The 12,680-nt window shown below is 47.8% G+C and carries 12 protein-coding genes; 11 read left to right on the forward strand and 1 reads right to left on the reverse strand.

Annotation, left to right across the window (positions count from 1 at the left end; genetic code table 11):
- Positions 1-32: 32 nt before the first annotated feature.
- The 11 genes from prpB (at position 33) to RQP52_RS06505 (ending at position 11,629) form a co-directional block, all read left to right on the forward strand.
- Complete coding sequence (gene prpB / locus RQP52_RS06455; protein WP_315950188.1) at positions 33-941, forward strand: methylisocitrate lyase; 909 nt, start codon at positions 33-35, stop codon at positions 939-941.
- Positions 942-1,011: 70 nt separating this feature from the next.
- Complete coding sequence (gene icmF, locus RQP52_RS06460; RefSeq protein WP_315950189.1) at positions 1,012-4,254, forward strand: fused isobutyryl-CoA mutase/GTPase IcmF; 3,243 nt, start codon at positions 1,012-1,014, stop codon at positions 4,252-4,254.
- Positions 4,255-4,277: 23 nt separating this feature from the next.
- Entirely contained in the window at positions 4,278-5,288 is a 1,011-nt protein-coding gene (locus tag RQP52_RS06465; protein WP_315950190.1) for a thiamine pyrophosphate-dependent dehydrogenase E1 component subunit alpha, read from the forward strand.
- Between the two features lies 1 nt (position 5,289).
- The gene (locus tag RQP52_RS06470) at positions 5,290-6,270 is read left to right on the forward strand and encodes an alpha-ketoacid dehydrogenase subunit beta (RefSeq protein WP_315950413.1); all 981 of its coding nucleotides are present in this window, start codon (positions 5,290-5,292) and stop codon (positions 6,268-6,270) included.
- A 12-nt stretch (positions 6,271-6,282) separates the two neighbouring features.
- The gene (locus tag RQP52_RS06475; protein ID WP_315950191.1) at positions 6,283-7,014 is read left to right on the forward strand and encodes a dihydrolipoamide acetyltransferase family protein; all 732 of its coding nucleotides are present in this window, start codon (positions 6,283-6,285) and stop codon (positions 7,012-7,014) included.
- A 27-nt stretch (positions 7,015-7,041) separates the two neighbouring features.
- Complete coding sequence (locus tag RQP52_RS06480) at positions 7,042-8,220, forward strand: acetyl-CoA C-acetyltransferase (RefSeq protein ID WP_315950192.1); 1,179 nt, start codon at positions 7,042-7,044, stop codon at positions 8,218-8,220.
- 22 nt (positions 8,221-8,242) lie between these two features.
- The gene (locus tag RQP52_RS06485; protein ID WP_315950195.1) at positions 8,243-9,097 is read left to right on the forward strand and encodes a 3-hydroxybutyryl-CoA dehydrogenase; all 855 of its coding nucleotides are present in this window, start codon (positions 8,243-8,245) and stop codon (positions 9,095-9,097) included.
- A gap of 162 nt (positions 9,098-9,259) precedes the next feature.
- Positions 9,260-9,610 carry a VOC family protein gene (locus tag RQP52_RS06490; protein ID WP_315950197.1) on the forward strand — a complete coding sequence of 117 codons (351 nt, stop codon included), beginning with the start codon at positions 9,260-9,262 and terminating at the stop codon, positions 9,608-9,610.
- A gap of 166 nt (positions 9,611-9,776) precedes the next feature.
- On the forward strand, positions 9,777-10,841 hold the full coding sequence (gene mreB, locus RQP52_RS06495) for a rod shape-determining protein (RefSeq protein ID WP_315950199.1): 1,065 nt from the start codon (positions 9,777-9,779) through the stop codon (positions 10,839-10,841).
- Positions 10,842-10,855: 14 nt separating this feature from the next.
- On the forward strand, positions 10,856-11,245 hold the full coding sequence (locus RQP52_RS06500) for a hypothetical protein (RefSeq protein WP_315950201.1): 390 nt from the start codon (positions 10,856-10,858) through the stop codon (positions 11,243-11,245).
- Positions 11,246-11,368: 123 nt separating this feature from the next.
- Positions 11,369-11,629 (forward strand): hypothetical protein, encoded by a 261-nt coding sequence (locus RQP52_RS06505; protein ID WP_315950203.1) that lies wholly within the window; start codon positions 11,369-11,371, stop codon positions 11,627-11,629.
- A gap of 74 nt (positions 11,630-11,703) precedes the next feature.
- On the opposite strand, the gene RQP52_RS06510 is transcribed toward RQP52_RS06505, so the two are convergent.
- A complete protein-coding gene (locus tag RQP52_RS06510) occupies positions 11,704-12,552 on the reverse strand; it encodes an alpha/beta hydrolase (RefSeq protein WP_315950205.1) in 849 nt (282 codons plus the stop codon).
- Between the last annotated feature and the right edge of the window lie 128 nt (positions 12,553-12,680).

Below are 12,680 nucleotides of genomic sequence, written 5' to 3' on the forward strand. Positions count from 1 at the left end.
AAACAGGAAACATGATCATGCAGGAGGTTCCTATGGCATGGCTCATTGAAGAAGAACCTGAGCAATGGGAGTTAGCCGCTCGTTTTCGTCAACTCGTCGAAGCGGGTCCCATTGTCAAAATCCCCGGCGCTCACGATGGAATGGCAGCTCTTATTGCCAAACAAGCGCGGTTCGAAGCCATTTATCTCTCCGGTGCCGCTTATACAGCCAGCAGAGGGCTGCCTGATTTGGGCCTCATCTACTCTAACGAGGTGGCGGAGCGCGCTCGTGAACTGGTTCGCGCGTCAGGTCTCCCGCTGTTGGTTGACATCGACACCGGCTTTGGAAGTGTTCTGAATGCAGCACGAACAGCGAAGGAGATGGTGGAAGCCAAAGTTGCAGCAGTGCAACTGGAAGATCAAGAAATGCCGAAGAAATGCGGCCATTTAAACGGGAAAAAGCTGGTTTCCCCTGAGGAGATGATGCAAAAAATTCAAACGATCAAGACCGTTTCCCCATCTTTATACCTTATTGCCCGAACGGACGCCAAAAGTGTAGAGGGAATGGACGCGGCGATCGCTCGAGCGAAACAGTATGTAGCTGCAGGTGCAGATGCGATTTTCCCGGAGGCGCTGGAGAAAGAAGAGGAATTTCTCAGATTCAGCCAAGAATTGACCTGTCCCTTGCTGGCAAATATGACGGAGTTCGGAAGAACGCCCTATTTTACGGCGCAGCAGTTCGAAAGCTGGGGATTTCGCATGGTGATTTATCCGGTGACTTCGCTGCGTGTAGCGGCCAAGGCGATGGAGCGGGTGTTTGAGGAAATCCAGACGACGGGAACACAAAAAGAATTTCTAGACCACATGCAAACACGCAGCGAGCTGTACGATACGATTCGTTACTTTGAATATGAAGCGCTGGATGGGAAAATTGCCAAAACCATTTTGCCCGAGAAGGGCTAGGCCTCACTGATATCCTAATGTCGGTGGGGTTTTTGTGCACATCCGCCATCCGAGGAGAGGAGGTTCAGCGGTGTCATCAGGGAATCATAAAGTGCGATTCATCACTGCTTCCGCTTTGTTCGACGGCCATGATGTGTCCATAACGATTATGCGGAGGATTCTGCAAGCTAGCGGAGCGGAAGTGATTCATCTTGGGCATAACCGGTCGGTTCAGGAGATTGTGCAGGCAGCGATTCAGGAGGATGTTCAAGGCATTGCCGTTTCCTCTTATCAAGGCGGTCATGTCGAATTTTTTTCTTATATGATCGATTTGCTGCGTGAAAAAGGCGCCTCCAGCATAAAAGTTTTTGGTGGAGGGGGCGGCGTCATCCTGCCGTCGGAGATTAAAAGGCTGCAAGCGTATGGCGTTACCCGCCTTTTTTCACCTGACGATGGCAGGGAGCTAGGGCTTCAAGGGATGATTTCCTACATGATGAAGGAGTGCGATTTCTGTACGGTTGCTACCGATAGGAATAGAGCTAACGGTACTGAATCAGTGAAAGATCATAGATCTCTGGCGCAGCGTATAACAATGGCAGAACTCTCATGTGATAACACAGCGGACAAATCGCCTGAACATAACTCGCCGACACAGGTGCCGGCATGCCCGATTGTCGGCATTACTGGCACAGGAGGAGCGGGGAAAAGCTCCTTAACGGACGAAATCGTCCAGCGTTTCCTGCGGCAATATCCAGATAAGACGATAGCGATTCTATCGGTTGATCCAACTAAACAGCGAAGCGGGGGAGCTTTGCTTGGCGATCGGATACGCATGAATGCTGTTCATTCCGATCGCGTGTATATGCGCAGTATGGCTACACGCGGATCGGGCAACGAATTATCCGCAGCGCTTAGCCCGGCAATCGCTGTTCTGCAGCAAGCGGGCTTTGATCTGATCCTTGTCGAAACAAGCGGAATTGGTCAAGGCGATCACCAGATCACAAAACTGGCGGATGTCTCCCTCTATGTCATGACTAGCGAATTCGGCGCGCCTTCGCAATTAGAGAAGATCGATATGCTCGACTACGCAGATTTGGTGGCGATTAACAAATTTGATCGACGAGGGTCCGAAGATGCTCTTCGGGATGTGAAGAAGCAGGTGCAGCGAAATCACGGCAGATTCTCTGAGCCTTATGAATCGATGCCTGTCTATGGCACGATGGCTAGTCAATTTAACGACGTTGGCGTGGATACGTTATTTAAAGCGATCATTCAGACGTTGAACCGCAAGTGCTCTTTGCAATGGCCGATTGATGGATTCGGCTCGGCAGCACATGCGAAAACACATGTCATTATTCCGGTGGATCGTACGCGATATCTCGGTGAAATCGCACAGTGCATCCGGTCCTATCATGCTTTTGCGGAAAAGGAAGCGGAGCTGGCGAGTGTCTGCTACCGGCTCGAAGGAGCTATCGCTGCCACTTGGCAAGCGCAAGTTGCAGCGCATGCTCAGGAGGAAAGTTTAGCTTCCCTTCATGCGCTTAAGCTGAATTGTGAGAATCAAATGCACAAAGATACGCTCCGCATGCTTGAACAGTGGCCTGAACGTCAGAAACAGTATAGCGGCAAGACGTTCATTACGCGTGTTCGGGAGAAGGAAATCGTGACGGAACTTACCACGACAAGCTTATCAGGAATGGATATTCCGAAGATCAGCTTGCCGAAATATAGAGATTCTGGCGACATTATTCGATGGCTGTACCGTGAAAATGTGCCGGGAGAATTCCCTTATACCGCAGGAGTGTTTCCTTTTAAGCGTACCGCCGAGGACCCCAAACGTCAGTTCGCAGGTGAGGGCACACCGGAACGAACGAATCTGAGATTCCATTATTTGTCCAAAAATGATCAAGCAAAACGTCTCAGCACAGCGTTTGACTCTGTCACCTTGTACGGGGAAGATCCCGATGAACGTCAGGATATCTATGGAAAAATAGGCGAAAGCGGCGTTAGCATCTGTACGTTGGATGATATGAAAAAGCTCTACGCCGGTTTTGATCTATGTGATCCAATGACATCTGTTTCCATGACAATTAATGGGCCTGCGCCGATCATTTTGGCAATGTATCTGAATACAGCGATGGACGATCAGATAGAGCGTTTCGTTCAGAAATGTGGAAGAGAGCCAACCATAGATGAGGCGTCCGAAATTCGCTGGACAACGCTGAAATCGGTTAGAGGAACGGTGCAAGCGGATATTTTGAAGGAGGATCAGGGACAGAACACCTGTATTTTTTCTACGGAATTCGCGCTGCGAATGATGGGCGATATTCAGCAGTATTTTATCGATCAGGAAGTACGTAATTATTATTCGGTTTCTATCTCGGGTTATCATATCGCAGAGGCTGGGGCGAACCCGATTTCTCAGCTCGCTTTTACGTTGGCCAATGGATTTACGTATGTGGAGTATTATTTGTCCCGGGGCATGTCGATTGATGACTTTGCGCCGAATCTTTCTTTCTTTTTCAGCAATGGGTTAGATCCGGAATATACCGTCATCGGGCGGGTAGCGCGCCGCATATGGGCAACGGCAATGAAAATGAAGTATGGCGGGAACGATCGCAGCCAGAAGCTGAAATATCATATACAAACCTCAGGGCGTTCTTTACATGCGCAGGAAATGGATTTTAATGACATTCGAACGACCCTTCAAGCCTTGATGGCGCTGCTGGATAACTGCAATTCGCTGCATACGAATTCTTATGATGAGGCTGTAACGACGCCAACGGAGGAGTCGGTTCGCCGAGCGATGGCCATTCAGTTAATCATTACGAAAGAGCTTGGTTTTATTAAAAACGAAAACATGCTTCAGGGCTCTTTTATCATTGAGGAATTGACGGATCTGGTCGAGGAGGCTGTCTTGCAAGAACTGGAACGCATTAGTGATCGTGGCGGTGTGCTCGGTGCCATGGAGACTCAGTATCAAAGGGGTAAAATTCAGAATGAATCGATGCTCTATGAGATGAAAAAACATCAAGGAGACTTGCCGATCATTGGCGTCAATACATTCTTGAATCCTAATCCACCTGAGGGGGACATGGATATTCCGCTTGCGAGGGCATCAACAGCCGAAAAAAACCAACAAATTACCCATCTTCGGGAATTTCTTGATCGAAATCAACAAGCAGCTCCAGCGGCATTGCAGAAACTTCAGGGGGTGGCGCTCTCAGGCGGAAATATTTTCGCGGAATTAATGGAAACTGTCAAAGTTGCGAGTCTCGGGCAAATTACACGTGCGCTTTATCAAGTCGGCGGGCAGTATCGCAGAAACATGTAATGAACAGAAGAGGAGGAATGGCGATGTCTTCTCAGCACATGCTCAAGCATCAGCAGCTGGGTTTAACGGACGATGACGTGCTGAAGATGTATGCTTACATGCTGAAAGCGAGAAAATTCGATGAACGCGCTACCCTGCTGCAAAGATCAGGCAAAACGGCCTTTCACATTTCCAGCTTCGGTCAAGAAGCGGCACAGGTGGCGGCTGCATTCGCTTTAGATAAACAGCAGGATTATTTCCTTCCCTATTACAGAGATTATGCTTTTGTGCTCACAATCGGCATGACGGTCCAGGAACTGCTGTTGGCGGCGCTGTTCAAAGCGGAGGATATTAACGGGGGCCGGCAGATGCCAGGGCATTTCGGTTATAAAAAGCACCATATCGTATCCGGCTCAAGTCCCGTAGCGACGCAAGTTCTGCATGCGGTTGGCATTGCGCTCACAGCTCTGATGAGGAAGGAAGAACATGTGGCATTCGTAACTTTTGGAGAAGGCTCGAGTAATCAAGGTGATGTGCATGAGGCTTTCAATTTCGCCGGCGTATTCAAGCTGCCTGTGATTTTCCTATGCGAAAACAATCAATATGCGATTTCTATTCCAGCCCATCGGCAGGTTGCCGGTCGTGTCGTTGATCGTGCAGCAGGGTATGGTTTTCCAGGTCAACGAGTTGACGGCAATGATGCTCTGGAAGTTTATCGTGCGGTAAAAGAAGCCAGAGAGCGTGCCGTTCGTGGCTATGGTCCCACATTAATTGAAGCAATGATGTATCGAATTCCTCCTCATTCCACCGCCGACGACGATATGCTCTATCGAACGAAGGAAGAAGTGGATTACCACAAAGATCAGGAAGGCGTTCAACGGTTCCGGCGTTATTTAATGGAAAGTGACGTACTCAGTGAGGATTTGGATCGCGCCTTGCAAGAGAATATTGCCAAAGAAGTGAATGAAGCCACAAAATACGCTGAAAAATCACCATTTCCGGCTCCGGAGGATGTACTCCGGCATGTGTACGCGGAAGATGGGGGTGATGTTTGAGATGCCGATCATAACCTACTTGGAAGCTATTCGTTCAGCGATGTCGGAGGAAATGCAGCGGGATGATAACGTTTTTGTATTAGGTGAAGATATCGGAAAAGGGGGTGTCCTGAACGCCACGAAAGGCATGCGCGATAAATTCGGCGAGCTGCGGGTGCTCGATACGCCGCTTTCTGAATCAGCCATCGTAGGCGTCGCAATTGGGGCGGCGATGGTCGGTATGAGGCCGATTGCAGAAATTCAATTTGCCGATTTCATATTTCCAGCAGCCAATCAAATCATTAGCGAAGCTGCCAAGATTCGTTATCGCTCCAATAATGACTGGCATTGCCCGATTGTCATTCGTGCACCTTACGGCGCCACAGGCGGCGGGGGGTTGTATCATTCACAATGTCCCGAATCGGTGTTTTTTGGGACGCCGGGCCTCAAAATTGTCGCTCCGTCCACAGCTTATGACGCCAAGGGATTATTGAAAGCAGCAATTCGTGACGACGATCCGGTTCTCTTTTTCGAGCATAAAAAATGTTATCTCTCCGTATCGGACGAAGTTCCCGCGGATGATTATACCGTCCCCATCGGTAAAGCAATAACCCGACGTGAAGGTACGGATATTACGGTCATTGCTTACGGTTTATCCGTTCAATATGCCATGAAAGCAGCGGCTGAACTGGAGTTAGAGGGCATCGGTACAGAGCTTCTTGATCTGCGAACACTGCATCCTCTTGACAAACCGGCTATTTTTGAAGCTGCAGCGAAAACAGGAAAAGTTCTAATTGTCCACGAGGATAACAAAACTGGTGGTATTGGTGCAGAGATATCGGCTATGTTGGCTGAACACCTGTTGTATGAGCTGGATGCTCCCATCATGCGCTGCGCACCGCCCGACGTTCCCCCAGTCGGGATGGCGCCGACGCTGGAGAAATATTACCTGCCGAGTGTAGATACCGTGAAGGATGCGATGCGCCAGTTAGCGGAATTGTAGAGGAGGGTAGCTATGTCGCAAAACGAGGAATCAGGTGCAACCCTCTCAGGCGATCAACTGCTTGCTATCAGCCCGATGCGACAAGCAATTGCTTCCCGCATGCAGCAAAGTGTCACCGAAATTCCCCATGCCTGGCTGATGATCGAAGTTGATGTTACTAATCTCGTCAACTTGCGGCAAAAGCTGAAGGAAACCTTCTTGTTGAAAGAAGGCTTGCCGCTTACAATCTCACCTTTTGTAATCAAAGGGATTGTGAATGCTTTAAAGGAGTTCCCGCTAATCAACGCATCATGGACCCCGGAAGGTATTGCTGTCAAAAGACATATTCATGTTTCCGTCGCAGTTGGCTCTGAGGACGCTGTGATTACGCCTGTCCTCCATCATGCGGACCGCAAATCCATAGCTGGCTTGGCGTTTGAGCTGTTTGATTTACTCAAGCGGGCAAAGGCGGGCACTTTACGAATGGCGGATATGCAAGGCGGTACGTTTACTTTTCATAATACCGGAACCATTGGGTCGATGCTTTCTTATCCCATTATTCAGCAACCGCAAGCGGCTAATCTTACCTTTGAAAATATTGTTCGGAAACCCGTTGTGATTCAAGAAATGATTGCCATCCGATCCATGGTCTCAATCTGCCTTTCGTTTGATCACCGTATTCTCGATGGGATGATTTGCGGTCGATTTTTGCAGCGCGTCAAGTATTATTTAGAAAAATATGATATGGAAACTATGATCTACTGAGGCTTTTCACCTTAGGAGGATTAATGCATGAAGGAAAGTGTCATTGTTGGAGGTGCCCGCACACCTTTTGGGAAAATTGGCGGCGGCTTAAAGGATGTCTCGGCAGTCGAACTTGGCGGTACTGCAATTCGGGAGGCGATGCAGCGTTCTTCTCTTGAGCCGTCTGTGATTGAGGCTGTCATTATGGGCATGGTCCTGCAAGGGGGAGCAGGGCAAAATCCCGCGCGTCAGGCTGCGCGTTTGGCGGGTCTAGAGTGGCGTGTAACGGCAGAAACGATCAATAAGGTATGCGCATCGGGTCTGCGAAGTGTCACACTTGCTGATCAAATGATCCGTTCCGGCGATGCCGAATGCATGATTGCCGGTGGAATGGAGAGCATGAGCAGTGCCCCTTTCTTGCTGCCAAGCACCCGCTGGGGGGCGCGGATGGGGAATCAGACGACCATTGACTTAATGATTCACGATGGTTTGCTCTGCCCATTTGAACATGTCCAAATGTTCGTTCATGGCAGCGATGTTGCCAGAGAATTCGGCTTAAGTCGTGAGCGGCAGGACGAATGGGCTCTTCGCAGTCATGTTTTGGCGATTGAGGCGAGGAGAAAAGGTTACTCAGCGGAAGAAATTGTGCCTATTGTTGTGCAATCAAAGCATGGAACAAAGCTGGTCGATGAAGACGAAGGTCCGCGAACGGATACAAGTTTGGAGAAACTTGCTGCGTTGCCGGCACTGGTGAAAGGCGGAACGATCACGGCGGGAAACGCCCCTGGCGTTAACGACGGGGCGGCGGCGATGGTCGTGATGTCAAAGGAGAAGGCAGCAGCTCACGGTGTGACCCCGCTTGCCACGATTGTCGGGTCGGCGAATGTTGGCGAGAAGGCGCCGTACATTGCGACAACGCCTGCGTTAGCGATTCAGAAGCTGTTGCGGCAAACAGGCATCACGCTGGATCAAATCAGCCGGTTTGAAGTGAACGAAGCCTTCGCTGCGGTCTTGCTGACCAGTGAACAAATGCTTGGATGGAATCCGGAACTTGTTAACGTGGGAGGGGGGGCCATCGCTCTCGGCCATCCTATTGGAGTAAGCGGTGCACGGATTCTGCTCACCTTAATCCATGAGCTGCGAAGAAGCGGTGGCGGCTACGGAATTGCCGCAATTTGCAGCGGGGCTGCGCAAGGTGATGCCATTCTCATTCGGGTGGACGGATGAATAGGTTGGAGGGAGCGGGACGATGAACATACAGACCATCATGGTCATTGGCGCTGGACAAATGGGGAGCGGGATCGCACAGGTGGCTGCTGCTGCAGGCTTCCGGGTGCTGCTGCACGACTCATCCTCGGAATTTCTGAACAGGGGCATACAGGCGATCAACAAACAGTTAAGCCGAAATGTTGAAAAAGGCAAACTGACCCCGGAAGGCATGGCGGAGATTGTTAGCCGCATACAACCAACTGAGTTTGTAGAGCACGCGGAGCAAGCAGATTTCGTTATCGAAGCCATATCTGAAAATATGGCGTTGAAGGTCTTGCTGTTCCATAGGCTGGATAGTCTTTGTCCGCCTCATACGATTTTGGCGACGAATACGTCATCACTTCCTATTTCGGAAATTGCAGCTGTTACGGGACGTCCGGAACAAATTATCGGGATGCATTTTATGAATCCAGTGCCGGTCATGCCTCTCGTAGAAGTGATTCGAGGGTTGGAGACATCGCAGGAAGTGTTCGAGGTTGTTTACGGGCTGAGTCAGCGAATGGGAAAAACACCGGTTGAAGTGAACGATTTCCCCGGCTTTGTTTCTAACCGGATCTTGATGCCGATGATTAATGAAGCCATTTTCACCGTATATGAAGGTGTAGCCTCTATTGAATCCGTGGATAAAGTGATGAAACTCGGCATGAATCATCCGATGGGACCGCTGGAGCTCGCGGATTTCATTGGACTAGATACGTGTCTTTCGATCATGGAAATTCTCTATGATGGTTTTAAAGATTCCAAGTATCGGCCTTGTCCACTGCTGCGTAAATATGTGAAAGCGGGGAGATTAGGGCGTAAATCGGGGCAGGGATTTTACTCTTACCAAGAATGAATGGTGGAGAGAAGTGTACGTTGGGTAGGAACTACAGGGCGTTATTTGCGCTGAACTAGAGTGTTTTAACCCTGTAGTTCCTGTTGCGTTATTTAGTGTTTACACGGGAACAAATGTTTGGTATTATGTGGATATTAATTCCAAATTAAGGGGATGAGTGAAATGGGACGAGTTGTCTTATTTGAAATGAATAGTCAAGATCCTGAGCGTGCGGCGAATTTCTATTCTACTGTTTTTGGTTGGGAAATCGGCGCATCCAATTGGGGTTACCTTCCAGTGACAACAGGAAATGAGGACAAGCCTGGCATTCATGGCGGAATTTCTAAGGGACCAAGCGATTATCCTCATGGTATTAGAATTCAAATTCAAGTTGATAACATAGATGAAGCTATACATAACTCTGTAGAAATGGGAGCTCAAGTTGTTAGAGAGAAGATGGAATTTGATAACTTCTATCTTGCTTATTTAGTTGATCCTGTAGGAAATGGAATCGGATTGATTCAGAATAAGTAAGATGGATTTGCCTTTTTTTTGTCTTGGGAATGATTGGTGTTTATTGGCATACCCCCGTAGAATGGCTTGGCAGTGCGAACAAGTATACAGATGCAGTTAGTCATAATCATTTAAATACACACGCTACTAGGGGCATCGTCTAATAAACAGCGAGAAGGAGCGAGTCATGTTAAAGAGATTGGAAGAACTGTTTGGTGTAGATTTGGGCACCTGTAATACGCTAATTTACCAGCAAAAAAAAGGTATTGTTCTGCAAGAGCCGTCCGTAGTCGCCATTCAAACAGATACAGGGGAAATCAAAGCTATTGGCCAAGAAGCCTATGATATGATTGGGAGAACTCCAGCTAATGTGGAAGTCATTTATCCGTTAAAAGATGGCGTCATTGCTAATTTTGATATGACCTTAGCGATGCTTAAATATTTTATTGGCAAAATTAGAAAAGGATACAATTGGTTCCGGAGCTTTCACGTTTTGATTTCCGTGCCATGCGGTATTACGAATGTGCAAAAGCGGGCCGTTGAAGAGATGATCGTTCATAAAGGAGCGAGGCGGTCAACAACGGTAGAAGAGCCGCTGGCCGCAGCGATGGGAGCAGGACTTCCTGTCGAAGAACCCATAGGCAGCATGGTCCTTGATATTGGCGGAGGAACGAGCCAAGTTGCGATTATCTCACTTGGCGGCATTGTTGTAAGTGAGGCAATTCGCCGTGGAGGCATGTCGATTGATCAGGATATTATTGAATATGTGAAACGTGCCTACAATATGGTTATTGGTGAGCGAACGGCAGAGGAAATCAAGAAGAACGTCGCAACGGTCGTGAAACCTGTGAAGGAAATCACGATGGACATTCGGGGGCGTGACTTGATGGAAGGTTTGCCACGTAGCATTACGATCTCTTCGACGGAGATTTATGAGATTTTTGATGATTTTATGATTTCAATTGTGGAGTGCATACGGCTTGCCATGGAGAAATGCCCTCCAGAGCTCGCTGGCGACGTTATGGAGCAAGGCATTCTGCTTTGCGGTGGCGGCGCTTTACTGGAAGGACTGGACAAGCGTCTACAACAAGAATTAGGTGTACCTGTGTATCTAGCGGAACATCCGATGGCATGTATTGCTCAAGGGACGGGGAAAATGCTAAACTTCAATGGGGCGATAATTGAACGATCTGCCAAACGGATGACAAAGTCTGACAAGTTGATGACAGAGAATCAAGAGAGCGTCCAATAAAGGAGGCTTAACCATTGAAGTTTAGAGCGGTATCTGAGCAAACAAAAATGAATTATATGATGTGGAGTATTAGAAAAGAGATTGTCAAAGAAAATGCGTATTTGAATTCTCTACCCTATGATCCCTCACCCATTATGGAGATCGTCAAACAACACCTGGATGCATGGGATCCTATCGGACTGCTGGACATGCATGGTCTTGAAGACGAATATGAAGGTGAAGCGCGAACGCTAACAATTTATATAACGAAACAAGTTTCAGATTTAGATGCGCACAGCTTTAGCCAAGCCATCAATCAGCTATTTCGCACTTCATTCGGCGAAGAGTATCAACACCAGGATACTTCGGTTGAAATTGCATCTGCAATCCTTCAATCTCTCCGATCCAATTCAATTTTAGCGTAAGGCTTGAAGCAAGTTAGGCACCAAGGTTGGTGCCTTTTTTGTGTTAAGAGGGACTTGCCATGGTTGCATTAACAAGCATTTTATAAGAGAATAGAGCGAGGTATAGAGAAATGGGGTGTCATCGTGAGCGAAATGCTGAACAAATATTGTGCCAAATTATTTGGCAAAACGGGTTTTATCATTGAAATTGGCGTCATCAAAAAAGTAACGAACCGGACCATCCACGTGGATTGGGGAACGAAGACGTGGATCTATCAGAATAAAGATTTTAAATGGATCCCGCTAGACAAAGAAGAATTTGAACAAAGATATAAGAAACCTAAATTCTCTGAAGGGGCGCTTAACCGTGCGGCTGAATTGGGTTTGAAAATAACTTATAACTAACAGGCAGGCAATATAAATCGAAATGACTTGAATTCCTACGGGGAAATTCAAGTCATTTTTATATCTGCTAATTTTTAAGGTTTAGCTTGGTTCGCTCGAACGTCTTGCAGCCACTCGCCTACAATAGATAGAGCTTCTTCCGATTTTACGATCCTGTCATGGTCATGGTCAGCTAGAACGCGGACTTTGGCAGGTGTATATTTGTTGTACAAAGGTTCATAGGCGTGGGCATTAAAGACTTCATCTTCTTCACCAACGAGGACGAAAGTAGACGCGTTTAATTGGCGCAAATAGTTCTCATATTGATTATCTAACATGCGGGTTACAGCCAATCGATAGCTTAGCTGGCAAGTTTCAGTGCCATGCAGTTTATCCTGAGGCGTAAGTCGTCGATAAACAACGGTATGGTTAAACTTGGTAATGCCAATTGCATTGAGTCCCATCAACAACGCATATTTCGGAATGCTTACTGTAGATTCATTATTGTTGCCGTCTTTGCGAGCAAGTGGAGAATTGGGACTAAGAGCAGAAGAAATAAGCAAATAGGCATGAATATTCGCGTGAATCGGGCGAATTGTTTGCCTCAGAGCCGTAGCTCCACCTGCAGAATGACCGCCAAAGATGATAGTTGCATCCGGATAACAACTTTGGATGTGGTGAATTAAATCTTCGATGTCATCGTCCAGCTGTCCGATATAATCGATGTCGCCTCGGCGAAGCGGATTTTCTCCATAACCGCGTAAATCGGGTAAGAGGACAGTTGCCAAATGTTGTTCGGACATGTATGTACCAAACTCACGTAAATAGAGGCTGGGTTCTGTAATGCCATGCAAAAAAATGAGCACAATATCGGAAGGTCCTTCGAAATGCCGGTAAGGCAGTTTAGCGCCATCTCGGGCAGTAAACGTTTTATAATCAGTCATATAGCTTGTCATATTTGAGCAGCACTCCAGATGAAGGATTTAATTGGTCAAGGAAGTAATTCCATGTGACATGCTCTACTTCCTTCTCTTGCAATTCCATTGCATAGGCGATTACACATGTTTGATCA

The organism is Paenibacillus violae (genome assembly GCF_032461945.1).
GTDB classification, from domain to species: Bacteria; Bacillota; Bacilli; order Paenibacillales; family NBRC-103111; genus Paenibacillus_E; species Paenibacillus_E violae.